This is a genomic window from Pseudomonas sihuiensis, from assembly GCF_900106015.1.
GTDB lineage: Bacteria > Pseudomonadota > Gammaproteobacteria > Pseudomonadales > Pseudomonadaceae > Aquipseudomonas > Aquipseudomonas sihuiensis.
The window spans coordinates 4,441,945-4,466,352 of the sequence record NZ_LT629797.1 but is presented as its reverse complement, the minus strand read 5'-3'; the positions used below and the strand labels follow the sequence as shown (position 1 = coordinate 4,466,352).

The 24,408-nt window shown below is 63.6% G+C and carries 22 protein-coding genes; 12 read left to right on the top strand and 10 right to left on the bottom strand.

Translation table 11 applies throughout. The features are described 5' to 3' along the window. Positions 1–40: 40 nt before the first annotated feature. Genes BLT86_RS21015 through BLT86_RS21005 form a run of 3 tightly spaced genes read left to right on the top strand, consistent with a single transcriptional unit; the run spans position 41 to position 4,958 of the window. Positions 41–1,132: an HlyD family secretion protein gene (locus BLT86_RS21015; RefSeq protein ID WP_017678352.1), complete on the top strand. Its 1,092-nt coding sequence runs from the start codon at positions 41–43 to the stop codon at positions 1,130–1,132. Then, positions 1,129–3,834 carry a ribosome-associated ATPase/putative transporter RbbA gene (rbbA, locus tag BLT86_RS21010; RefSeq protein WP_017678351.1) on the top strand — a complete coding sequence of 902 codons (2,706 nt, stop codon included), beginning with the start codon at positions 1,129–1,131 and terminating at the stop codon, positions 3,832–3,834. Before BLT86_RS21015 ends, rbbA begins: the two co-directional genes overlap by 4 nt. Then, the gene (locus tag BLT86_RS21005; RefSeq protein WP_017678350.1) at positions 3,834–4,958 is read left to right on the top strand and encodes an ABC transporter permease; all 1,125 of its coding nucleotides are present in this window, start codon (positions 3,834–3,836) and stop codon (positions 4,956–4,958) included. Before rbbA ends, BLT86_RS21005 begins: the two co-directional genes overlap by 1 nt. A gap of 56 nt (positions 4,959–5,014) precedes the next feature. On the opposite strand, the gene BLT86_RS21000 is transcribed toward BLT86_RS21005, so the two are convergent. Next, entirely contained in the window at positions 5,015–5,419 is a 405-nt protein-coding gene (locus BLT86_RS21000; RefSeq protein WP_017678349.1) for a flagellar basal body-associated FliL family protein, read from the bottom strand. Positions 5,420–5,574: 155 nt separating this feature from the next. On the opposite strand from BLT86_RS21000, the gene BLT86_RS20995 reads away from it, so the two are divergent. Next, positions 5,575–6,555, top strand: a complete 981-nt coding sequence (locus tag BLT86_RS20995; RefSeq protein WP_017678348.1) for an NADPH:quinone oxidoreductase family protein — start codon at positions 5,575–5,577, stop codon at positions 6,553–6,555. 71 nt (positions 6,556–6,626) lie between these two features. Here BLT86_RS20995 and BLT86_RS20990 read toward each other — a convergent pair whose 3' ends face one another. From BLT86_RS20990 to BLT86_RS20970, 5 genes are all read right to left on the bottom strand, one after another. Next, the gene (locus BLT86_RS20990; protein ID WP_017678347.1) at positions 6,627–7,595 is read right to left on the bottom strand and encodes a CDP-6-deoxy-delta-3,4-glucoseen reductase; all 969 of its coding nucleotides are present in this window, start codon (positions 7,593–7,595) and stop codon (positions 6,627–6,629) included. Beyond that, entirely contained in the window at positions 7,595–9,061 is a 1,467-nt protein-coding gene (gene ubiD, locus BLT86_RS20985) for a 4-hydroxy-3-polyprenylbenzoate decarboxylase (protein WP_017678346.1), read from the bottom strand. Before ubiD ends, BLT86_RS20990 begins: the two co-directional genes overlap by 1 nt. Before the next feature lie 132 nt (positions 9,062–9,193). Next, a complete protein-coding gene (gene rho / locus BLT86_RS20980; RefSeq protein ID WP_003458629.1) occupies positions 9,194–10,453 on the bottom strand; it encodes a transcription termination factor Rho in 1,260 nt (419 codons plus the stop codon). A 320-nt stretch (positions 10,454–10,773) separates the two neighbouring features. Further along, complete coding sequence (gene trxA / locus BLT86_RS20975) at positions 10,774–11,100, bottom strand: thioredoxin TrxA (protein WP_003458627.1); 327 nt, start codon at positions 11,098–11,100, stop codon at positions 10,774–10,776. 171 nt (positions 11,101–11,271) lie between these two features. Next, positions 11,272–11,976: a FadR/GntR family transcriptional regulator gene (locus tag BLT86_RS20970; RefSeq protein ID WP_017678345.1), complete on the bottom strand. Its 705-nt coding sequence runs from the start codon at positions 11,974–11,976 to the stop codon at positions 11,272–11,274. Between the two features lie 287 nt (positions 11,977–12,263). On the opposite strand from BLT86_RS20970, the gene BLT86_RS20965 reads away from it, so the two are divergent. From BLT86_RS20965 to ppx, 6 genes are all read left to right on the top strand, one after another. Continuing rightward, positions 12,264–13,049: a transporter substrate-binding domain-containing protein gene (locus BLT86_RS20965; protein ID WP_017678344.1), complete on the top strand. Its 786-nt coding sequence runs from the start codon at positions 12,264–12,266 to the stop codon at positions 13,047–13,049. Between the two features lie 20 nt (positions 13,050–13,069). Further along, entirely contained in the window at positions 13,070–13,735 is a 666-nt protein-coding gene (locus tag BLT86_RS20960) for an amino acid ABC transporter permease (protein WP_017678343.1), read from the top strand. Continuing rightward, a complete protein-coding gene (locus BLT86_RS20955) occupies positions 13,732–14,382 on the top strand; it encodes an amino acid ABC transporter permease (RefSeq protein WP_026088715.1) in 651 nt (216 codons plus the stop codon). Before BLT86_RS20960 ends, BLT86_RS20955 begins: the two co-directional genes overlap by 4 nt. Further along, positions 14,369–15,100, top strand: coding sequence for an amino acid ABC transporter ATP-binding protein (locus BLT86_RS20950; RefSeq protein ID WP_017678341.1), 732 nt, complete (start codon positions 14,369–14,371; stop codon positions 15,098–15,100). Before BLT86_RS20955 ends, BLT86_RS20950 begins: the two co-directional genes overlap by 14 nt. Beyond that, a complete protein-coding gene (locus tag BLT86_RS20945; protein ID WP_017678340.1) occupies positions 15,097–15,606 on the top strand; it encodes an ureidoglycolate lyase in 510 nt (169 codons plus the stop codon). The genes BLT86_RS20950 and BLT86_RS20945 overlap by 4 nt, the downstream gene beginning before the upstream one ends. 97 nt (positions 15,607–15,703) lie before the next feature. Then, entirely contained in the window at positions 15,704–17,206 is a 1,503-nt protein-coding gene (gene ppx, locus BLT86_RS20940; protein WP_017678339.1) for an exopolyphosphatase, read from the top strand. A 236-nt stretch (positions 17,207–17,442) separates the two neighbouring features. Here ppx and ppk1 read toward each other — a convergent pair whose 3' ends face one another. The 3 genes from ppk1 to BLT86_RS20925 all read right to left on the bottom strand — a co-directional run bounded on the left by ppk1 (position 17,443) and on the right by BLT86_RS20925 (position 22,159). Further along, positions 17,443–19,647 (bottom strand): polyphosphate kinase 1, encoded by a 2,205-nt coding sequence (gene ppk1 / locus BLT86_RS20935; RefSeq protein ID WP_092379368.1) that lies wholly within the window; start codon positions 19,645–19,647, stop codon positions 17,443–17,445. Between the two features lie 18 nt (positions 19,648–19,665). Next, positions 19,666–20,679, bottom strand: coding sequence for a porphobilinogen synthase (gene hemB / locus BLT86_RS20930; protein WP_092379366.1), 1,014 nt, complete (start codon positions 20,677–20,679; stop codon positions 19,666–19,668). A 244-nt stretch (positions 20,680–20,923) separates the two neighbouring features. Then, positions 20,924–22,159, bottom strand: a complete 1,236-nt coding sequence (locus BLT86_RS20925) for a sterol desaturase family protein (protein ID WP_092380468.1) — start codon at positions 22,157–22,159, stop codon at positions 20,924–20,926. A gap of 189 nt (positions 22,160–22,348) precedes the next feature. On the opposite strand from BLT86_RS20925, the gene elbB reads away from it, so the two are divergent. Together elbB and BLT86_RS20915 are read left to right on the top strand one after the other, a co-directional pair. Continuing rightward, on the top strand, positions 22,349–23,008 hold the full coding sequence (elbB, locus tag BLT86_RS20920) for an isoprenoid biosynthesis glyoxalase ElbB (protein ID WP_092379364.1): 660 nt from the start codon (positions 22,349–22,351) through the stop codon (positions 23,006–23,008). Positions 23,009–23,351: 343 nt separating this feature from the next. Further along, positions 23,352–23,819 (top strand): thioesterase family protein, encoded by a 468-nt coding sequence (locus tag BLT86_RS20915; protein WP_003458608.1) that lies wholly within the window; start codon positions 23,352–23,354, stop codon positions 23,817–23,819. A gap of 137 nt (positions 23,820–23,956) precedes the next feature. Here the strand turns inward: BLT86_RS20915 and BLT86_RS20910 are convergent, their stop codons facing one another. Then, complete coding sequence (locus BLT86_RS20910; RefSeq protein WP_004373364.1) at positions 23,957–24,406, bottom strand: YaiI/YqxD family protein; 450 nt, start codon at positions 24,404–24,406, stop codon at positions 23,957–23,959. Between the last annotated feature and the right edge of the window lie 2 nt (positions 24,407–24,408).

The following is a 24,408-nucleotide window of genomic DNA, read 5'->3' as shown; positions in this document are numbered from 1 at the left end:
CATCAGGCAGACAATGGAAATGTCGTGAAAGCCTCCAGCCATGGGGCGCTACAGGGAAGCCGAGATGACCAACGCAAAACGCCGCCTGCCCTATCTGTTCGCCGCCAGCCTGGCCTTGCTGGCGGCCGCAGCCTGGTGGCAACTGCGCCCGGCGGGGCTGGGCGAGGGTTTCGCCAGCGGTAACGGGCGCATCGAAGCCACCGAAGTGGATGTGGCGACCAAACTCGCCGGGCGCGTCGCCAGCATCGAGGTCGACGAAGGTGACTTCGTCGAGCCCGGCCAGATTCTCGCGCGCATGGACACCCAGGTGCTCGAAGCCCAGCTGGCCCAGGCCCGTGCCCAGTTGCGCCAGGCAGAGAATGGCCAGATCACCGCCGCCAGCCAGATCAGCCTGCGTCAAAGCGAAAAACTTGCCGCCGAGGCCGTGGTGCACCAACGCCAGGCTGAGCTGGATGCCGCGCGCAAACGTCACGCGCGCAGCGCCACGCTGGTCAAGCGCAACGCCCTGCCTCAGCAGACTCTGGATGACGATCTGGCCCGCCTGCAGAGTGCCGAGGCCGCGCTGGCCGCCGCCCGCGCTCAGGTCAGCTCGGCCGAGGCCGGCATAGCTGCAGCCCAGTCGCAGGCCATCGAAGCGCAATCGGCGACCGAAGCGGCCCGCGCCAGCGTCGAGAGGCTGCAGGTGGACATCGACGACAGCCAGCTCAAGGCTCCACGCGCCGGCCGCGTGCAATACCGCGTCACTCAACCCGGCGAAGTGCTCGGTGCCGGCGGCAAGCTGCTCAACCTGGTGGATCTGACCGACGTCTACATGACCTTCTTCCTGCCCGAGCGCCAGGCCGGCCGCGTCGCGTTGGGCAGCGAGGTGCGCCTGGTGATCGACGCCGCGCCGCAATACGTGATCCCGGCCAAGGTCAGTTATGTCGCCAGCGTCGCCCAGTTCACGCCGAAAACCGTGGAAACCGCCAGCGAGCGCGAGAAACTGATGTTCCGGGTCAAGGCGCGCATCGACCCCGAGCTGCTGAGCAAGCACCTGCAGCAGGTGAAGACCGGTGTGCCCGGCATGGCCTACCTGCGCCTCGACCCTGAGGCTGAATGGCCTGCACATCTGGCGATCAAGGTTCCGCAATGAACGCGCCGGTCGCACGCCTGGCTGGCGTCGGCCTGCGCTATGGCCAGACCCACGCCCTGCAACAGGTCGACCTGGCCCTGCCAGCCCGCTGCATGGTCGGCCTGATCGGCCCGGACGGCGTCGGCAAGTCCAGCCTGCTGGCGCTGATCGCCGGGGCGCGCAAGCTTCAGGAAGGCAACATCGAAGTGCTTGGCGGCGATATGGCCGATGCCCGCCATCGTCGCCGCGTCTGCCCGCATATCGCCTATATGCCGCAGGGCCTGGGCAAGAACCTGTATCCGACGTTGTCGGTGTTCGAGAACCTGGATTTCTTCGGTCGCCTGTTCGGCCAGGACGCCGCCGAACGCGAACGGTGCATCGACGACCTGCTGCGCAGCACCGGCATGGCGGCCTTCCGCGAGCGCCCAGCGGGCAAGTTGTCCGGCGGCATGAAGCAGAAGCTCGGGCTGTGCTGCGCGCTGATTCATGACCCGGATCTACTGATCCTCGACGAGCCGACCACTGGCGTCGACCCGCTGTCGCGCAACCAGTTCTGGGAGCTGATCGCGCGCATCCGCACGCAGCGCCCGCAGATGAGCGTGCTGGTGGCCACCGCCTACATGGAGGAGGCCGAGCGCTTCGACCATCTGGTGGCGATGGATGCCGGCCGCGTGCTGGCCGAAGGCAGCCCGGCGGAACTGCGCGCACGCACCAACAGCGTCAGCCTGGAGCAGGCCTTTATCGCCCTGCTGCCCGAGGAACGCCGCCGCGGCCATCAGCAGGTGGTCATTCCACCCCTGCAAGACAGCAACGAGATCGCCATCGAAGCCAAGGGCCTGACCATGCGCTTCGGCGATTTCATCGCGGTGGACTCGGTATCGTTCCGCATCCGCCGTGGCGAGATCTTCGGTTTTCTCGGCTCCAACGGCTGCGGCAAGAGCACCACCATGAAGATGCTCACCGGCCTGCTACCGGCCAGCGAGGGCGAGGCGCTGCTGTTCGGCCAGGCAGTCGACCCGCGCGACATGGCCACGCGCAAGCGCGTCGGCTACATGTCCCAGGCGTTCTCCCTGTATGGCGAGCTGACGGTTCGGCAGAACCTGGTACTGCATGCCCAGCTGTTCCATGTCCCGGCCGAGGAGATCGAGCCGCGTGTGACGCAGATGGCCGCACGCTTCGACCTCGGCGAGGTCATGGACATGCTCCCCGAACGCCTGCCCCTGGGCATCCGCCAGCGCCTGTCGCTGGCCGTGGCGGTGATCCACAAGCCGGAGATCCTGATCCTCGACGAACCCACCTCGGGGGTCGACCCGGTCGCCCGTGACGGCTTCTGGCAACTGATGCTCGACCTGTCGCGCCAGGACGGCGTGACCATCTTCATCTCTACCCACTTCATGAACGAGGCGCTGCGCTGCGATCGCATCTCGCTGATGCACGCCGGCAAGGTACTCGACAGCGACACGCCGCAAGGCCTGATGGAAAAACGCGGGCTGGACAGCCTGGAAGCCACCTTCATCGCCTACCTGCAGGAGGCCGTCGGCGTGCAACCGGTCAGCGAGGTGCCGCCACTGGAACAGGCGCCACCCGCGCAGCGTCAGCGCTTCAGCCTGCGCCGCCTGCTCAGCTACGCCCGCCGCGAGGCGCTGGAGCTACGCCGCGACCCGATTCGCGGTGGCATGGCGCTGCTCGGCACGGTATTGCTGCTGTTCATCATCGGCTACGGCATCAGCCTCGATGTGGAAGACCTGACCTTCGCCGTGCTGGATCGCGACCAGACCACCACCAGCCAGGAATACCACCTGAACCTGTCCGGATCGCGCTACTTCCTGGAGAAAACGCCGCTCTCCGATTACGACGAGCTGGAACGACGCCTGCGCAACGGAGACATCAGCCTGGCGGTGGAGATTCCGCCGAACTTCGGCCGCGACCTCAAGCGCGGCGCCAGCCCGCAGATCGGCATGTGGATCGACGGCGCCATGCCGACCCGCGCAGAAACCATCAAGGGCTACGTGAACGGCCTGCACCAGCACTACCTTAGCGAGCTGGCGCGGCGTTCGCCGCAGCCGCAAGCAGCCAACGCCGCCGAGTTGGAAGTGCGCTATCGCTACAACCCGGACGTGGAGAGCCTCAAGGCCATGGTGCCGGCAGTAATTCCGCTGCTGCTGATGCTGATTCCGGCGATGCTCACGGCCCTCGGCGTGGTGCGCGAGAAGGAACTGGGCTCGATCATCAACCTCTACGTCACCCCGGTCACCCGCCTGGAATTCCTGCTCGGCAAGCAACTGCCCTACATCGCCCTGGGCCTGTTCAACTTCATCCTCCTGGCGCTGCTGGCAGTCACCGTGTTCGACGTGCCGCTCAAGGGCAACCCGCTGACCCTGCTGGCCGGCGCCCTGCTCTACCTGGCGTGCGCCACAGGCCTCGGCCTGCTGATGTCGACCTTCACCAAGAGCCAGATCGCCGCGGTCTTCGGCACCGCCATCGTCACCCTGCTGCCGGCCATCCAGTTCTCCGGACTGATCTACCCGGTCGCCTCGCTGGAAGGCGCAGGCGCGGTGATCGGCCAGCTCTACCCGACCTCGCAATTTCTGGTGATCAGCCGCGGCATCTTCTCCAAGGCACTGGAGCTGCAGGACCTGGCCGGCTACTTCGCCGCCCTGGCACTGACCATCCCGCTGCTGACGCTGCTCAGCGCCAGCCTGCTGCGCAAACAGGAGGTCTGATGGAACGCCTGGCCAATATCCTGCACCTCGGCATCAAGGAGTTGCGCAGCCTGCAGCATGACCTGGCGCTGGTACTGCTGATCCTCTGGGCCTTCAGCATGGGCGTTTACTCGGCCGCCACCAGCATGCCGGAGAGCCTGCACAACGCCGCCATCGCCGTGGTCGACGAAGACCAGTCGCAACTCTCAGAGCGCCTGATCCAGGCCTTTCAGGAGCCCTATTTCCGTACCCCGGAACGCATCGACCTGAGCGAGATGGATCGCGGCATGGATGCCGGGCGCTACACCTTTACCCTGAACATTCCGCCGAACTTTCAGCGCGACGTGCTCGCCGGTCGCAGCCCGGCAATCCAGCTCAATGTCGATGCGACGCAGGTAAGCATGGCCTTCACCGGTGCCGGCTACATCCAGAACATCGGCGCCAGCGAAGTGGCCGAGTTCGTCCGCCGCTACCGTGGCGAGCTGCAGCAGCCGGCCGAACTGGCGCTGCGCATACAGTTCAACCCCAACCTGACGCGCGCCTGGTTCGGCTCGGTGATGGAGGTGATCAACCAGATCACCATGCTGTCGATCATCCTCACTGGTGCGGCGCTGATCCGCGAACGCGAGCATGGCACCGTGGAACACCTGCTGGTGATGCCGGTGACGCCACTGGAAATCATGCTGGCCAAGGTCTGGTCGATGGGGTTGGTGGTGCTGGCGGCTGCAGCCCTGTCACTGCTGCTGGTGGTGCAGGGATGGCTGCAGGTGCCGATCGAAGGCTCCATTGCTCTGTTCCTGGCCGGGGCGGCGCTGCACCTTTTCGCCACCACCTCGATGGGCATCTTCTTCGGCACGCTAGCGCGCTCGATGCCGCAACTGGGCCTGCTGATCATCCTGGTGCTGCTGCCGCTGCAGATCCTCTCCGGCGGCACCACGCCACGCGAGAGCATGCCCGAGCTGGTGCAGCAGATCATGCTGGCGGCGCCGACCACTCACTTCGTCGCGCTAGCCCAGGCCATTCTCTATCGCGGTGCGGGGCTGCCCATCGTCTGGCCCTATATGCTGGCCATCGCCGGCATCGGCGCTCTGTTCTTCGTCGCGGCGCTGAGCCGCTTTCGCAAGACCCTGGCGCAGATGGCCTGAACAACATGTAGGAGCGGCTTCAGCCGCGAAAATCACGCTGCTGAAGCCGCACCCTTTCACTGAATAATCAGATTGTTGAACAGCAGGTCTTCGACGATGGGCTTGCCCTCTTCGCCATTGATCGCGTCCTGCACCTGCTTCAAGGCCTCCAGGCGCAGGTTCTCACGGCCATCGGGCGCGTTGATGATCTCGCTGGTCTGCGCCGAGAACAGCATCACCATCTGATGGCGGATCAGCGGTTCATGCTGCTTGAGCTTCTCCTCGGCCTCGGTGCCGGTCACCCGCAGGGACACATCGGCCTTGAAGAACTTCAGACGATTGCCTTGATCCGCCAGGTTGCCGATCAAGGCTGGCGTCAGGTTGTGATAAATCGTCGCAGGAGCCTCCTCCTTCTTTTCCGAAGAGGCCAGGGCAGGCAGGCAGATCGACAGGCTCAGTAGCAGGGCGGTCAACAGTTTCACGTTCGGCACTCCATCGGGGATGTGCCTAGCATAGCCATCCACAGGCCTGCACCCAAGTCCGGCGCTTATGCCGACCTATCAGGCATCGGCATGCTCGTTGACCCCCGGCGGGCGCTTTCTACACTGCATGGCACCCTGCAAGAGGAATGACCTTGATGAAAGCCCTGCTGTGCAAAGCCTTCGGCCCCGCCGACACCCTGGTACTGGAAGACCTGCCAAGCCCCGAACCGAAAAAAAACGAGGTGCTGATCGAGGTGCAGGCCGCCGGGGTCAACTTCCCCGACACGCTGATCATCGAAGGCAAATACCAGTTCAAGCCGCCCTTCCCCTTCGCCCCGGGTGGCGAGGTAGCCGGTGTGGTCAAGGCCGTCGGCGAGAAAGTCAGCCATCTGCGCGCGGGTGATCGGGTCATGGCGTTGACCGGTTGGGGAGGCTTCGCCGAAGAGGTCGCCGTGCCGGCCTACAACGTGCTACCGGTGCCAAAGAGCATGGACCTGACCACCGCGGCGGCCTTCGGCATGACCTACGGCACCTCGATGCACGCCCTCAAGCAGCGCGCCAACCTGCAACCGGGTGAAACCCTGCTGGTCCTCGGCGCCTCCGGCGGCGTCGGCCTGGCGGCGGTGGAAATCGGCAAGGCCATGGGCGCCAAGGTCATCGCCGCGGCGAGCAGCGCCGAGAAACTGGAAGTGGCGCGCAAAGCCGGCGCCGATGAGCTGATCAACTACAGCGAGCAGAGCCTGAAGGACGAGGTGAAGAAGCTCACCGGCGGCCAGGGCGTGGACGTGATATACGACCCGGTGGGCGGCACGCTGTTCGAAGAAGCCTTCCGCAGCATCGGCTGGAACGGCCGCTTCCTGGTGGTGGGCTTCGCCGCCGGCGGTGGCATCCCGGCACTGCCGGCCAACCTGCCGCTGCTCAAGGGCGCATCCCTGGTCGGCGTATTCTGGGGCTCATTCGCCCAGCGCCAGCCGCAGGACAACGCCGCGAATTTCCAGCAACTGTTCGCCTGGCATGCCGAAGGCAAGCTCAAGCCGCTGGTGTCGCAAACCTTCCCGCTGGAGCGTGGTGGCGAGGCCATCGATGCCCTCGGCCAGCGCAAGGCGGTGGGCAAGGTGGTGGTGACTGTGCGTTAGCAGTGCGTAGGGCGGGTGCAACCCGCCGAATCAATCAGTGGCGGGTCGCACCCGCCCTACCACTTTTTCGTTCAACCTCGCGGCGCGTAGGCGAACACGTCGGCGCGCATCTGGTGCGCGTCCATCCCCGCTTCGACCAGTGCATCGAGCGTGGCGTAGACCATCGCTGGCGAGCCGCTGGCATAGACGTGCAATGCCTTGAGATCCGGGAAATCCTCGCGCACTGCTTCGTGCAACAGGCCGCAACGACCCTGCCAGCCACACTGGTCGCTGACTACCTGATGCAGGTGCAGATTATCCAGCTGTTGCCACTCGGCCCAATGTGGCAGCTCGTAGAAATCCTCGGGCCGACGCGCGCCCCAGTACAGATGCACTGGGTGAGCGAAACCCGCCGCGCGGCAGTGCTCGATCAGGCTGTGCATCTGGCCCATGCCAGTGCCGGCAGCGATCAGCACCAGCGGCCCATCGGGCAGGTCGGCGAGGTGGGTGTCACCGTAGGGCATCTGCACGCGAGCCATGCCGTTGCTGCGCAGATGCTCCAGCAGGGCAATGCTGCTGTCCTCGCGGGCGAGGATGTGCAGCTCCAACTCACGCCCGGCGTGCGGCGCCGAAGCCAGGGAGAAGGCCGCCATCTCGTCATCCGGGCGCTGCAGCAGCAGGTACTGCCCGGCGTGATAGCGCGGCGCCTTGCCGGCCGGGGTGCGCAGACACACGCGGAACACATCGCCACCCACGGCCTGGCATTCGGTTACCTGGCAGTTCAGCTCGCGCACCGGCAACTCACCCGGCGCCAGCACGCCATCCCAATGCAGCACGCAGTCTTCCAGCGGCTCGGCCAGGCAGGTGAACAGCTCGCCGTGATCCAGCTCGGCGCCGTTCTGCCGCACGCGCCCTTCCACCAGCAAGGCGGCGCAGATATGGCAGTTGCCGTTGCGGCAGCTCTGCGGACAGTCGTAGCCCAGGCGCCGGGCGCCATCGAGAATGCGTTCGCCCGGATGCAGCGCGAGGGTGACGCCGGAAGGTTGCAGGGTGACGTTCATCAATCGATTCCCAGCTCGCTCCACAGCGCGTCGATACGTGCCACCACGGCTGGATCCTTCTCGATGGCGCGGCCCCATTCGCGGGTGGTCTCGCCCGGCCACTTGTGGGTGGCGTCCAGGCCCATCTTCGAACCCAGGCCGGAGATCGGCGAGGCGAAGTCGAGGTAGTCGATCGGTGTGTTGTCGATCATCACCGTGTCGCGCTTGGGGTCCATGCGCGTGGTAATCGCCCAGATCACGTCATTCCAGTCCCGTGCGTTGATATCGTCGTCGGTGACGATAACGAACTTGGTGTACATGAACTGTCGCAGGAACGACCACACACCGAGCATTACGCGCTTGGCGTGGCCCGGGTACTGCTTCTTCATGGTCACCACCGCCATGCGGTAGGAACAGCCTTCCGGCGGCAGATAGAAGTCGGTGATTTCGGGGAACTGCTTCTGCAGGATCGGCACGAACACTTCGTTCAGCGCCACGCCAAGAATCGCCGGCTCATCCGGCGGCCGGCCGGTGTAGGTGCTGTGGTAGATCGGATCGCGGCGACGGGTGATGCGCTCGACGGTGAACACCGGGAAGGTGTCGACCTCGTTGTAGTAGCCGGTGTGGTCACCGTAGGGGCCTTCCGGCGCGGTTTCGCCCGGATGGATCACGCCTTCGAGCACGATCTCGGCACTGGCCGGCACCTGCAGGTCGCTGCCACGCGCCTTGATCAGCTCGGTGCGATGACCGCGCAAGAGGCCGGCGAAAGCGTATTCGGAGAGGGTATCGGGCACCGGCGTCACGGCGCCGAGAATGGTCGCCGGATCCGCGCCAAGCGCGACACAGACCGGGTAAGGCTTGTCCGGGTGCTTCTGGCACCACTCACGGTAATCCAGCGCGCCGCCACGGTGGCTGAGCCAGCGCATGATCACCTTGTTGCAGCCGATCACCTGCTGGCGGTAGATACCGAGGTTCTGTCGTTCCTTGTTCGGGCCCTTGGTGATGGTCAGACCCCAGGTGATCAGCGGTGCCACGTCGCCCGGCCAGCAATGCTGGATCGGCAGTTTGCCCAGGTCGACATCGTCGCCCTCCTCGATCACCTCATGGCAAGGCGCGTCCTTGACCACCTTGGGCGCCATGGAAATGACCTTCTTGAAGATCGGCAGCTTGCTCCAGGCATCCTTGAGGCCCTTGGGCGGCTCAGGCTCCTTGAGAAAGGCCAGCAGCTTGCCGATCTCGCGCAACTCGGACACCTCTTCGGCGCCCATGCCCAGGGCCACTCGTTTGGGCGTGCCGAACAGGTTGCCGAGCACTGGCACATCGAAGCCTGTGGGCTTTTCGAACAGCAGCGCCGGGCCGCCCTTGCGCAGGGTGCGGTCGCAGATTTCGGTCATTTCCAGAACGGGCGATACCGGGGTCTGGATGCGCTTGAGTTCGCCGCGCTTTTCCAGTTCACGGATGAAGTCGCGCAGGTCGCGATACTGCATGCAGGAGCCTCGTGTCGGACAGGCAAGAGTCGGCCGCAAAGTTTAGCGCCGAAGTCGGGCTTTCAGAAGGCTTGAACGCCTCCAGATACGACAAGGCCGGGTTTCCCCGGCCTTTTGGCAAGACGTGATGTCTTACTTGCGCTTCATCGACAGGAAGAACTCATCGTTCGTCTTGGTCGCTTTCAGCTTGTCGATGAGGAACTCGATCGCTGCAATCTCATCCATCGGGTGCAGCAGCTTGCGCAGAATCCACATGCGCGACAGCTCTTCTTCACCGGTCAGCAGTTCTTCGCGGCGGGTGCCCGACTTGTTGATGTTGATCGCCGGGAACACGCGCTTCTCGGAAACACGGCGATCAAGGATCAGCTCCATGTTGCCGGTGCCCTTGAATTCCTCGTAGATCACTTCGTCCATCTTCGAGCCGGTTTCCACCAGCGCGGTGGCGATGATGGTCAGCGAACCGCCTTCTTCGATATTACGCGCGGCACCGAAGAAGCGCTTGGGCTTCTCCAGGGCGTGGGCGTCGACACCACCGGTGAGGACCTTGCCGGAGCTCGGGATCACGGTGTTGTAGGCACGCGCCAGACGGGTGATGGAGTCGAGCAGGATGACCACGTCCTTCTTGTGCTCGACCAGGCGCTTGGCCTTCTCGATCACCATTTCGGCGACCTGCACGTGGCGGGTCGGCGGCTCGTCGAAGGTCGAGGCAACCACTTCGCCGCGCACGGTGCGCTGCATTTCGGTCACTTCTTCCGGGCGCTCGTCGATCAGCAGAACGATCAGGTGGCACTCGGGGTTGTTGCGGGTGATGTTCGAGGCGATGTTCTGCAGCATGATGGTCTTGCCCGCTTTCGGCGGGGCGACGATCAGGCCGCGCTGGCCCTTGCCAATCGGCGCGCAGAGGTCGATCACACGGCCGGTGATGTCCTCGGTGGAGCCGTTACCGGCTTCCATGGTCAGGCGCTTGTTGGGGAACAGCGGCGTCAGGTTTTCGAACAGGATCTTGTTCTTGGCGTTTTCCGGACGGTCGAAGTTGATGCTGTCGACCTTGAGCAGGGCGAAGTAACGCTCGCCTTCCTTCGGCGGGCGGATCTTGCCGACGATGGTGTCACCGGTACGCAGGTTGAAACGGCGGATCTGGCTGGGCGAGACGTAGATGTCGTCAGGGCCGGCCAGGTAGGAAGAGTCGGCGCTGCGCAGGAAGCCGAAACCGTCCTGGAGGATCTCCAGCACGCCGTCACCGGAAATTTCCTCGCCGCTTTTGGCATGCTTTTTCAGCAGGGCGAAGATGATGTCCTGCTTGCGCGAACGAGCCATGTTTTCCAGGCCCATTTGTTCGGCCATGTCCAGCAGTTCGGCAATCGGCTTTTGCTTGAGTTCGGTCAGATTCATAGGAATGACGTGATCATCGAGAGGAGAAGAAAGCTGTTAGCTTGAGAGGCCGCGCCGCAGAGAAGGCGACAGGATCGCGAACGAGTTCGTATAGGAATGAATCGGCGACGGCGTGCAGAGAGCTGCATGGAGGATGCAGCGGGGTCGAATTTAACACCGTGAAAAAACAGCGTCTAGCCCCGAAAACGAAAAAACCCCGCGAATTACGGGGCCTCTTCCAGAGCGACTTGCCTCAGAGCGGTAGGGTGGGCTTCAGCCCACCAGCACGCCAACTGCAACCAGCTCGGTGGGCTAAAGCCCACCCTACTTCTTCAGCCCCCTCAGATGTTGCTGTCGAGGAAAGCAGCCAGCTGCGACTTGGACAGCGCGCCAACCTTGGTCGCTTCGACGTTGCCGTTCTTGAACAGCATCAGGGTCGGGATACCACGCACGCCGTACTTCGGCGGGGTTTCCTGGTTCTCGTCGATGTTCAGTTTGCAGATCTTCAGCTTGCCTTGGTATTCCTTGGCGATCTCGTCGAGCACCGGCGCAATCATCTTGCACGGGCCGCACCACTCAGCCCAATAGTCGACCAGAACCGGACCTTCAGCCTGGATGACGTCCTGGTCGAAGCTGGCGTCGCTGACGTTGGTGATGAATTCGCTCATGAGGAGTCTCCGTATATTCGGAAGCAAAAAATTGCCGGGAGGAATTTTTGACGTCGCTTGCGACGGCCCGATGGGCTGCTGCCAAGGATGACTGGCAACCAAAAAGTGGCGACATCATAGCCCGGCTTGCCTGACACCGAAAGGCACTGGCGATTGAGCCACTCAATAGTTTCAATCACCAAGCGTGATGAAGGCTATTCCAGTGCGCAGCGCCGCCGCGCGGATGTGCTGCTGCATGGCTTTCTGTGCCGGGCCGGCGGCATGCCGGGCCAGGGCCTTGAGGATCTTGCGATGCTCCTGCCAGGTTTCCTGCGCACGCTCCGGGCGGATGAACGGCAGCTTCTGACTTTCCAGGAAGATCTCGGCGCTGGAGGTAACCAGGGCGAACATCGCCTGGTTGCCGCTGGCGGCGAGAATACGCTGGTGAAACTCGAAATCCAGCCGGTTGGCCTGCTCGAAATCACCTGCACGCAGCTCGCGGCGCATCTGCTCGACGTTGTCTTCGAGAATGTCCAGCACCTCGGCGGTCATCACCCCGGCCGCCAAACCACAGGCGAAGCCCTCCAGAGCAAAGCGCAACTGGAAGGTATCGGCCGCCGACACCTGTGCGGCGAAGGGCCAGGCGAAAGCGCCGGCCGCCTCGGCCTTACTCGCCTCCTGCACGAACACACCCTTGCCGGCCTGTACGCTGACCAGGCCCAACGCGCTGAGCGACGACAGCGCCTCACGCAGTGACGCACGGCTGACACCAAGGCGCTCGGCCAGATCGCGCTGCGACGGCAGCGCGTCGCCGGGGCGATAGCCCTCGTCCTCGATCAGGCGGCGGATCGCCTGCAAGGCGTATTCGGGTACCGCGCGGGGAGCAGAAGCATTCATGACTGTTCGGGCCGGTCAGTCCAGTGAAGTCGCCTTTGTACGGCCATAAGGCCGCCCCAGGCAAGCGACGCCCTCTTGTGGAACAGCCTGTCACGCGGATGCACCGAGATAGCTCAGAAACGCTTCTGACCAACTGGTCAGCTACGCCAACTGTTCAGACCAGTAAGACCTTGTTTCCACTCACCCGAAACGATGAAAGCCCTTATTTCATTGAACTTGGCACAGGCGATGCACTGCATGAGCCAGGCAAAACGCTTCAGTTTTCGTTCATTCATCGGGAGTTCGACATGCGTAAACTTCACCGCACCCTGCTGGGTACCCTGTTCGCTGCACTGGCCTTTGGCGCTGCCACCGCGCATGCCGATGCCCTTGAAGACATCAGCAAGGCCGGTGTGCTGAAGGTCGCCGTGCCGCAGGATTTCCCGCCGTTCGGCTCGGTCGGCCCGGACATGAAACCGCGCGGCCTGGATATCGACACCGCGCAACTGCTGGCCGACAAGCTGGCGGTAAAGCTGGAGCTGACCCCGGTCAACAGCACCAACCGCATTCCCTTCCTCACCACCGGCAAGGTCGATCTGGTGATCTCCAGCCTCGGCAAGAACCCCGAGCGTGAAGCGGTGATCGACTTCTCCGCCGCCTACGCGCCCTTCTACCTCGGCGTGTTCGGCCCGGAGGACGCCGCCATCGCCAGCCTCGACGACCTGAGCGGCAAGACCATCAGCGTCACCCGTGGCTCCATCGAGGACATCGAGCTGAGCAACGTCGCTCCGAAAGGCGCCACCATCAAGCGCTTCGAGGACAACAACTCGACCATCGCCGCCTACCTCTCCGGCCAGGTCGAGCTGATCGCCAGCGGCAACGTGGTGATGGTGGCCATCTCCGAGCGCAACCCCAAGCGCGTACCGAGCATGAAGCTCAAGCTCAAGGATTCGCCGGTGTACGTCGGCGTGAACAAGAACCAGAGCGCGCTGCTGGACAAGGTCAACACCATCATCGCCGACGCCAAGGCCGACGGCAGCCTCGAGTCGCTCAGCCAGAAGTGGCTGAAGCAGCCGCTGCCGGCCGGCCTCTGAGCCACGCGGAGAGCTGAACCATGGCGTACCAGTTCGACTTCGCCGCCGTCCTGCAGCACAGCGATCTGCTGCTGCAGGGCGCGGCCTTCACCCTCGGCCTGACGGCGATCGGCACCCTGCTGGGCGTCGGTCTCGGCATCGTCGGGGCGATACTGCGCGCCTGGCGCATCCGCCCGTTCGACCGGATATTCGGCATCTACGTGGAGCTGATCCGCAATACGCCTTTCATCGTTCAGCTGTTCTTCATCTTCTTCGGCCTGCCCTCGCTCGGCGTGCGCCTGAGCGAGTGGGAAGCCGCGGTGCTGGCCATGGTGATCAACCTCGGCGCCTACTCCACGGAAATCATCCGTGCCGGCATCCAGGCCATCCCACATGGCCAGCTCGAGGCCGCCAGCGCACTGGCCATGAGCCGCTTCGAAACCTTCCGCCATGTGGTGCTGCGCCCGGCACTGGGCAAGGTGTGGCCGGCGCTGTCGAGCCAGATAATCATCGTCATGCTCGGTTCAGCGGTGTGCTCGCAGATTTCCACCGAGGAGTTGTCATTCGCCGCCAACTTCATCCAGTCGCGTAACTTCCGTGCCTTCGAGACCTACCTGCTGACCACTGCGCTGTACCTGGTCATGGCCATCGGAATTCGCCAACTGCTGGCCTGGTTCGGCCGCCGTTTCATCATGGGAGCCCGCTGATGGACTTCACCCTCTGGGACATCCTGCGCAACCTGCTCACCGGCTTGCAGTGGACGCTGCTGCTGTCACTGGTGGCCTTCGTCTGCGGCGGTATCGCCGGCCTGCTGGTGTTGCTGGCGCGGCTGTCGCCACTGTCGGCGCCGCGCATCCTGGCCCGTGGCTATATCGAACTGTTCCAGGGCACGCCGCTGTTGATGCAGCTGTTTCTGGTGTTCTTCGGTATCGCCCTGCTCGGCATCGACGTGTCGCCCTGGCTGGCTGCGGCCACTGCACTGACGCTGTTCACCAGCGCCTTTCTCGCCGAGATCTGGCGCGGCTGCGTCGAGGCCATCACCCGCGGCCAGTGGGAGGCCGCTGAAAGCCTGGCCATGAGCCGCCTGGAAACCCTGCGCCATGTTGTCCTGCCGCAGGCCCTGCGCATCGCCGTGGCGCCTACCGTCGGTTTCTCGGTACAGGTGGTCAAGGGCACCGCGGTGACCTCGATCATCGGTTTCACCGAACTGACCAAGACCGGCAGCATGCTGGCCAACGCCACCTTCGAGCCCTTCATGGTCTACGGCTTCGTCGCCCTCGGTTACTTCCTGCTTTGCTACCCGCTCTCGCTCGCTGCATACCGCCTGGAAAGGAGGCTGAATGTCACTGCTTAACGTCACCGCCCTGCACAAGTATTACGGCGACAACCACGTGCTCAAGGGCATCGACCTCAAGGTCGAGGAAGGCGAAGTGGTCGCCATCATCGGCCGCAGCGGCTCGGGCAAGAGCACTTTCCTGCGCACGCTGAACGGTCTGGAGTCGATCAACGACGGCGTGATCGAAGTCGACGGCGAGTACATCGACGCCGCCCGCGCCGACCTGCGCAGCCTGCGGCAAAAGGTCGGCATGGTGTTCCAGCAGTTCAACCTGTTCCCGCACCTGACCGTCGGCGAGAACGTCATGCTCGCTCCGCAAGTGGTGAAGAAGACCCCGCGCGCCGAAGCCGAGAAGATCGCCCGGCAGATGCTTGAACGCGTCGGCCTGGCGGAGAAGTTCGACGCCTATCCCGAGCGCCTGTCCGGCGGCCAGCAGCAGCGCGTGGCCATCGCCCGCGCCCTGGCCATGTCGCCCAAGGTGCTGCTGTGCGACGAAATCACCTCGGCGCTCGATCCGGAGTTGGTCAACGAGGTACTGGCAGTGGTCAAGCAACTGGCCAGCGAGGGCATGACCCTGATCATGGTCACCCACGAGATGCGCTTCGCCCGCGAGGTGGGTAACAAGCTGGTGTTCATGCACCATGGCAAGGTGCATGAGATCGGCGATCCGAGAGCGCTGTTCGCCGCCCCGCAGACCGAAGAGCTGCGTAATTTCATCGGTTCGGTGAACCTGTGAACGCGCCGGCGCCCCTGCCGCTGCGCATCGAGCCACTGACCCGCGCAGCCTTCGCCCCCTTCGGCGAGGTGATCGAGACGGCTGGTGCCACGGCCTTCCCGATCAACGTCGGCACCACCACGCGCTACCACGACCTGGCGCAGGTGGAGCTGGCCGGCGAATCACCAAGAACCCTGGTGAATATCTTCGAGGGCAAGGCTTGGCACGCGCCCATCGCCATCCGCATGCTCGAACGCCACCCGCTGGGCAGCCAGGCCTTTTATCCGGTGGACGGCGGGCGCATGCTGATCGTCGTCGCCCCACCCGGCGAGCTGGACGAGTCGCAGATTCGCGCCTTCATCAGCGCGCCAGACCAGGGCGTGAACTACGCCCGCGGCACCTGGCATCACCCACTGCTGTGCCTGCAGCACCCCGGCCGCTTCATCGTGGTGGACCGTGGCGGCGAGGGTCACAACTGCGACGAGCAGGTGTTGAAACAACCACTGAGTGTGCTGAACCTGCAGTAATCACAGGTCTAGACCAGTTTCATGCGACATCCGTATGCGTTGGCTCATGCGCTCAGTCGTGGCAGGATGCGCGGAAATCGAACGAGATGCCGTAATCATGCCCAAAGCCCCTGCCGAGAGTTTTCCCCTGATCGCTGCCATCGACCTGGGTTCGAACAGCTTTCACATGGTGCTGGCCAAGGCCGACAGTCACGAAATTCGCATCCTCGAGCGCCTCGGCGACAAAGTGCAACTGGCCGCAGGCCTGGACGACGAGCGTCAGCTCAGCGAAGAAGCAATGCAGCGCGGGCTCGACTGCCTGCGCCGCTTCGCCCAGTTCACCAACACGCTGCCGGAAGGCGCCGTACGCATCGTCGGCACCAACGCCCTGCGTGAGGCGCGCAACCGCGCGGTGTTCATCCGCCGCGCCGAGGAGATCCTCGGTCATCAGGTCGAGGTAATTTCCGGCCGTGAGGAAGCCCGCCTGATCTATCTGGGTGTGTCCCACAGCATTGCCGACACGCCCGGCAAGCGCCTGGTCGCCGACATCGGCGGCGGCAGCACCGAGTTCATCATCGGCCAGCGCTTCGAGCCGCTGCTGCGCGAAAGCCTGCAGATGGGCTGCGTAAGCTTCACCCAGCGCTACTTTCGCGACGGCAAGATCACCCCGGCGCGTTATGCCCAGGCCTACACCGCGGCCCGTCTGGAACTCATGAGCATCGAACAGGGCCTGCGCCGCCTCGGCTGGGAAGACGCCGTTGGCGCTTCCGGTACCATCAAGGCGGTCGGTCTGACCATCAAGGCAGCGGGTTTGGGCAGCGGCGAGGTGACGGCCGAAGGCCTGGCCTGGCTCAAGCGCAAGCTGTTCAAGCTCGGCGAGGTGGAGAAGCTCGACCTCGACGGCATCAAGCCGGACCGTCGCGGCATCTTCCCCGCCGGCCTGGCGATTCTCGAAGCGATCTTCGATGCCTGCGACATCCAGCGCATGAGCCATTCCGAGGGCGCATTGCGTGAGGGCGTGCTGTACGACCTGCTCGGCCGCCATCAGCATGAAGACGTACGCGAACGCACCCTGGCGGCGTTCATGGAGCGCTACCACGTCGATGTCGACCAGGCCGCACGGGTCGAGGCCAAGGCACTGTCGGCGCTGGACAAGGTGTCCGCCGATTGGGGCCTGACCGATGACTGGCATCGCGAACTGCTGAGCTGGGGCGCCAAGGTGCACGAGGTGGGTCTGGATATCGCCCACTACCAGTACCACAAGCACGGCGCCTATCTGATCGAGCACTCCGACCTGGCCGGCTTCTCGCGCCAGGACCAGCAGATGCTCGCGCTGCTGGTGCGCGGCCACCGCCGCAACATTCCCAAGGACAAGTTCGCCGACTTCGGCGAGGAAGGCGTGAAGCTGATGCGCCTGTGCGTGCTGCTGCGCTTCGCCATTCTGTTCCACCACATCCGTGGTACGCAGGACATGCCACAGGTGCAGTTCAAGGCCGGCGACAACAGCCTGGAGATCGTCTTCCCTGAAGGCTGGCTGGCCGCCAACCCGCTGACCCTGGCGGACTTTGAAGCCGAAGCCGAATGGCTCAAGCGTATTGATCTGACGTTGAGCGTGCGCTGATACCCCGGTGCGCATGGCGCACCCTGCGGGCGCGGCTCGGCCTGTAGGGCGGGTGAAACCCGCCAGGACCACAAAGCCCCCTCTCCCGCACTTCGGGCACCCCGCTCCGCGCCCCGACCTGATCGCCAGCGATCAGGCGCTCAGGCGCTCATCGGCGCAGGAAGCAGTGCTTCCAAAAGCGCGCCTCTTCGCCCCACAAGTGGGAGAGGGTCATCAGATGGCCGCAAGCGGCCTTTTTAACGCGTCACGATCACTGGTGCGGTGAGTTTCTCCAGCAAGCCGGACTGTGCGCTGCGCGGGTTCTGGTTGCCGGTGGGCTGTTGGCGCAGGTAACGACCATCGGACTGCAGCACCCAGGCCTGGGTGTTGTCGGTCAGGTAGCTTTCCAGCTCCTTCTTGACGCGCGTGATGAGCTTCTTGCCCTCCACCGGGAAGCAGGTCTCCACGCGCTTGTCGAGGTTGCGCTCCATCCAGTCGGCGCTGGACAGATAGATTTTCTCGTCGCCGCCGTTGAGGAAGTAGAACACCCGCGTGTGCTCGAGGAAGCGGCCGATGATCGAACGCACCTGGATGTTATGCGAGACCCCGGCAATACCCGGCCGCAGGCAGCACATGCCACGCACCACCAGGTCGATCTTCACCCCGGTCTGGCTGGCCTTGTATAGCGCGCGGATGACCTTGGGGTCGGTCAGCGAGTTGAACTTGGCGATGATATGCGCCGGCTTGCCTTCGGCCGCCGCTGTGGTTTCCTTGGCGATCAGGTCGAGCAGGGTCTTCTTCAAGGTGAAGGGTGCATGCAGCAGCTTCTTCATGCGCAGGGTCTTGCCCATGCCAATCAGCTGACTGAACAGCTTGGACACGTCCTCGCCCAGGGCCACATCGGCGGTGAGCAGGCTGTAGTCGGTATACAGCTTGGCGTTGCCAGCGTGGTAGTTGCCGGTGCCTAGGTGAGCGTAGCGGACGATCTCGCCGTTCTCGCGGCGCAGGATCAGCATCATCTTGGCGTGGGTCTTGAAGCCGACCACACCGTAGATCACTACTGCACCAGCGGCCTGCAGACGGCTGGCCAGGGCCAGGTTGGACTCTTCGTCGAAGCGCGCACGCAGCTCGATCACCGCGGTGACTTCCTTGCCGTTACGCGCTGCCTCCACCAGGGCGTCGACGATCTCCGAGTTGGCGCCAGAACGATACAGGGTCTGCTTGATCGCCAGCACGTGCGGGTCTTTCGCCGCCTGGCGCAGCAGGTCCACTACCGGGGTGAAGGACTCGAAGGGATGCAGCAGGAGGATGTCCTGCTTGCTGACCACGCTGAAGATGTTCTCGGCGTTCTGCAGCAGCTTGGGGATCACCGGGGTGAACGGCGCGTACTGCAGATCCGAGTGGTTATCCAGGCCAGTGATGCTGAACAGGCGGGTCAGGTTGACCGGGCCGTTGACCTGGTACAGCTCGCCCTCGGTCAGGCCGAATTGCTTGAGCAGATAATCGCGCAGGTGTTTCGGGCAGGTGTCGACCACTTCCAGGCGCACCGCATCGCCATAACGACGGCTGAACAGCTCGCCACGCAGGGCACGCGCCAGGTCCTCGACGTCCTCGGTGTCCACCGACAGGTCGGCGTTGCGGGTCAGGCGGAACTGGTAGCAGCCCTTGACCTTCATGCCCTGGAACAGGTCATCGGCGTGGGCGTGGATCATCGACGACAGGAACACGTAGTTGTCGCCGGGGCCGCCGACGTCTTCCGGGACCTTGATGATACGCGGCAGCAGGCGTGGCGCCGGGATGATGGCCAGACCGGAATCGCGACCGAAGGCATCGACGCCTTCCAGCTCGACGATGAAGTTCAGGCTCTTGTTCACCAGCAGCGGGAAGGGGTGCGTCGGGTCGAGGCCGATGGGGGTGATGATCGGCGCGATCTCGTCGCGGAAATAACGGCGCACCCAGGCCTTGAGCTTGGTGGTCCAGAACCGCCGGCGGATGAAGTTGATGTTGTGCTTGGCCAGCGCCGGGAACAGCGTGTCGTTGAGAATGGCGTACTGTCGCTCGACCTGCTCGTGCACCAGTTCGCTGATGCGCGCCAACGCCTGGTGCGGCTGCAGGCCGTCGGCACCGGCCTGTTCACGGGCGAAATTGATCTGTTTCTTCAGGCCGGCGACGCGGATCTCGAAGAATTCGTCGAGGTTGCTGGAGAAGATCAGCAGGAACTTCAGACGTTCGAGCAGCGGATAGGACTCATCCAGCGCCTGTTCCAGGACGCGGATATTGAATTGCAGCTGCGACAGCTCACGGTGGATATACAGGCTGCTGTCATCCAGGTTATGGATCACCACAGGCGCAGGTACGACCGGCGCAGGGGCCTCGATGACAGGGGTTTCCACGGCTACAACCTCATCGACGACCGGTTGGGCATCTTGCAATTCAGGGGTACTGAGTCCTTCGGTGTTCATCTGGAGTTCCTGTGGGGCCTACTGCCCCTGCTTCAGCAGTTCTGCCGCGCGCACGGCGAAATACGTCAGGATGCCATCGGCACCCGCACGTTTGAAGGCAGTCAGTGATTCGAGAATCACCGCCTCGCCCAACCAACCATTCTGGATCGCCGCCATATGCATGGCGTACTCACCACTGACCTGATAGACAAAGGTCGGTACCTTGAATTCCGTTTTGACCCGCCAGAGGATGTCCAGATAGGGCATGCCTGGTTTGACCATGACCATATCGGCGCCTTCGGCCAGATCGGCGGCCACCTCATGCAGCGCTTCGTCGCCATTGGCCGGGTCCATCTGGTAGCTGGCCTTGTTGGCCTTGCCCAGGTTGGCCGCTGAACCCACCGCATCGCGGAACGGGCCGTAGTAGGCGCTGGCGTACTTGGCCGAGTAGGCCATGATGCGCACATTGTTGTAATCGGCCAGCTCCAGCGCCTCACGGATCGCCTGCACGCGGCCGTCCATCATGTCCGAAGGTGCGACCACCTGAGCACCGGCTTCGGCATGCGACAGCGCTTGCTTGACCAGGGCATCGACGGTGATGTCGTTCTGCACGTAGCCGCTTTCATCGAGGATGCCATCCTGGCCGTGAGTGGTGAACGGGTCCAGCGCCACGTCACTGATCACCCCCAGCTCAGGGAATTTCGCACGCAGGGCACGAATCGCGCGCTGGGCGATGCCGTCCGGGTTCCAGGCTTCTTCAGCCAGCAGGGATTTCTTCTCCAGCGGCGTCACCGGGAACAGCGCCAGCGCGGGAATGCCCAGGGCGACCCAGTGCTCGGCTTCCTTGAGCAACAGGTCGATGGACAGACGCTCGACGCCTGGCATCGAGGCAATTGCTTCGCGGCGGTTTTCGCCGTCGAGGACGAACACCGGCAGGATCAGGTCATCGACACTCAGGCGGTTTTCTCGCACCAAGCGCCGGGAAAAATCATCACGGCGGTTGCGACGCAGGCGAGTGGCGGGAAACAAGCGATTAGCGGGGGTAAAGCTCACGGCAGGCTCCGAAGCCCGTAGCAACGGGCGAGTGTGACAGTTATAAGCGGTCATTATGACCAAAGTATGACAACGCACGACAGCGCTGCGACCGCTTGCCGCAAGCCCAGCAAGCATAGCGCCGCAACTGTGGCGAAGATATGTATCACGCGTCTACACCACAGCCGTTTCCCCGCCCCGGAAAGCACAAAGGTGGACGGGCCTGCGCCTGTCCACCGTTGTAAGGGCCAGCCATGAATTAGCTTTAGGCAGGCACAGCATCCTGCCCACGCGGGGTCCAGAACAGCGCGCCCAGGCTCAGCAGGCTGTAGCCCAGCAGCAGCGCCCAGAGCAGTGGCTGGGCGGTCAACAGACCAAGCTGCAGGGCCAGCCAGACCGCTGGCAGGTTGAGCAGCAGACGCAGTACTTCCAGACGCTTGGCCGTCGGCCGGTTTTCCAGCCAGCTGCCGATGATCGTCAGCCCCACGGCCATCCACACAATGCCCAGCAGCGCCTGCGCCAGGCTCAATGTGTCGCCCATGCCCAGCAGCACGGTGCCGGCCACCACATACAGGCTGAACTGCACACCGGCATAGAGCTTCTGCGCCAGGCTCAGCGGCACGTCGAATTTGACAAACTGCCTGAGGTCCGGCTTGGTTTGCGGGTATTTCGCTGCGACATCGGCCGGACGCCAGCCGGTGCGCATAAACCAGATACGCAGCTTGTCCCACCAGGACTCGGCCCGCACCGCATCACGCCACAGCGCCACATAAAACTGCGCATTGGCCCACAGCGGGTTCCAGCTGGCCAGCGGCGTGGTCACGCCAAAGATCACCGGTTCTTCGTCCAGCTCCTCCTGAAAGGTGCCGAACAGGCGATCCCAGAGAATGAACACGCCGCCGTAATTGCGATCCATATACACAGCATTCTGCGCATGGTGCACGCGGTGGTTGGACGGCGTGATAAAGAACCACTCGAACCAGCCCAGTTTGGGAATGTGCCGGGTATGCACCCAGAACTGATAGAGCAGGTTGAGTGCCGCCACGGTGAGAAATACCAGCGGCGGAACACCGATCAGGGCCATCGGCAGGTAGAAGATCCAGCCGAAGATGAAACCGGTGCTGGTCTGCCGCAACGCCGTGGAGAGGTTGTAGTCCTCACTCTGGTGATGCACCGAATGCGCCGCCCAGAGTACGTTGCGCTCGTGGCCCAGGCGGTGGTTCCAGTAGTAGCAGAAGTCATAGAAGACAAAGGCGAACAGCCAGACCCACAGGCTGCTGGCCGATAACTCGAACACACCAAAGTGCTGCCAGGCCAGGGTGTAGGTAAGCAACCTAACGGCCTTGGTCAGCAGGCCCACGGAGGTTGACAGGAAGCCGGCACTGAGGCTGTTGAGCGCATCGGAGAAGCGGTAGGTGCTGACCCCGCGCCAACGATCGAGCAACAGCTCAAGGGCGATCAGGGCAAAGAAGAACGGCACGGCGTAGAGGATGTAATTCATGGTTTCACCTGTGGCATAGGCCATATCGCAGCACGCGGCTAACGGTTAGGATTGCTGAATAAATCCTAGCCCAGCACTGCAAGCGTCTCGCGGCGCGCCATGCCAACCTAAGTGGCATATGGCGACATCAGAGCTCAGGCTCAAAGGACATGACTCAACCCGGTACAGCTGGCAATTCAGGAGAACTTGATGAACAAGAAAGTCGCGGTGATTCTTTCCGGCTGTGGCGTCTACGACGGCGCGGAAATCCATGAGAGTGTGCTGACCCTGCTGCGCCTCGATCAGCGTGGTGCTCAGGTGCAGTGCTTTGCCCCCAACGTGCCGCAGCTGCATGTGGTCGATCACTACAGCGGCGACGAGATGGACGATACGCGCAACGTACTGGTCGAGTCGGCGCGCATCGCCCGCGGCAAGATCAAGGACGTCAAGGAGCTGCACGTCGGCGACTTCGATGCACTGATCCTGCCCGGCGGTTTCGGTGTGGCGAAAAACCTTTCCGACTTCGCCACCAACGGTGCCGGCTGCACCGTGCAGCCGGACGTACTGGCCGCATGCAAGGCCTTCGTCGATGCCGGCAAGCCGGTCGGCCTGATGTGCATCGCCCCGGTACTTGCGGCGAAGATCTTCGGTGCCGGCGTGGTCTGCACCATCGGCAGCGATCATGACACCGCCGCCGCCCTGACCCAGATGGGCGCCGAGCACCATGAGTGCGAGGTCAGCGACATCATCGAAGACAGCCAGCGCAAGCTGGTGACCACGCCGGCCTACATGCTCGCCCAGTCCATCGCCGAGGCAGCGTCGGGCATCAACAAACTGGTCGACCGTGTGCTGGAGCTGGCGCACCACTGACTTACGCTATGTAGGGGCTTTGTAGGGTGGGCGGGAAGCGTTCCGCTTAAGCTTCAGCATCGATCTGTAGGGTGGGCTTTAGCCCACCAATGGCGATCAATGTGGGATAAAGCGCAACGCCGCCCGCCCCACCCTACAAAGTTCAGGGTTCCTGTCTGTAGGGTGGGCTTTAGCCCACCAATGGCGATCAATGTGGGATAAAGCGCAACGCCGCCCGCCCCACCCTACCAACCAGCACCACTACAGGGCGCTTCGGTCATTGGCCAGGGCAGTCTGGCCGCGCCGCTGGTCAAACCGCTTGGGCTGCGGCAGCGTGGCGACAGGATTTCCCGGAGCCCCTGCCATGTCCCAGCCCTTCGTCCTCAGCCCCGACCTGCAACAGGCGGTGGCCAGTTTCTTCCAGCGCATTCCCTTCAATCAGGTGCTCGGCATCGAGCTCGATGAGCTGAGCTCCGAGCGGGTGACCATGCACCTGCCGATGAAGCCCGAACTGATCGGCAACTTCGTCCACGGCATCCTGCATGGTGGGGTGATTTCCTCGCTGCTCGACGTCTGCGGCGGCGCCATGGCGCTGATCGGCGCCTTCGCCAACCACCAGCACCTGCCGCCAGCCGAACGCATGAGCAAACTGTCCAAGCTCGGCACCATCGATCTGCGCATCGACTACCTGCGCCCCGGTCGCGGTCAGCGTTTCACTGCCACGGCCACGCCACTGCGCGCCGGCAACAAGGTGGCGGTGATTCGTATGGAGCTGCATAACGACGAGGGCGTGCTGGTGGCGGTTGGCACCGGCACCTATCTGTGTGGCTGACGGAGTCCGCCCAGGCTACAACTGTGCGTATGAACGGATGCCTTTGTAGGAGCGAGCTCTGCTCGCGAAGCGCCCTGCCCCAGGAAATTCGCGAGCAGAGCTCGCTCCTACGGTCATTGCCTCGGTAGCCGAGGCAGCTAGCGACTCAGCCGTGTGAGAATTCGATCCAGCGCATTGGCGAAGGCCTGCCGGTCCTTTTCCGAATACGGCGCCTGGCCACCACCCACCTGCCCCTGCTCGCGCAGGTCGGTGAACAGATTACGCACCGCCAGGCGCTCGCCCATGTTGCGCTCGTCGAACTCGCGACCACGCGGGTCGAGTGCGGCGACGCCCTTCTTCACCAGGCGGTCGGCCAGCGGCACATCGCTGCAGATCACCAGCTCGCCGGGCACCGCATGTTCCACCAGATGATCATCGGCCGCATCCGGCCCGCTGGGCACCACAATCAGTTTCACGCAGGCGAAGTTCGGCCGCGCCACGGCCTGCCCGGCCACCAGCACCACTTCGAAGCCCCGCTTGAGGGCGAACTTGACCACCTGATCCCGCGCCGCCCGAGGGCAGGCGTCGGCGTCGATCCATACACGCATGC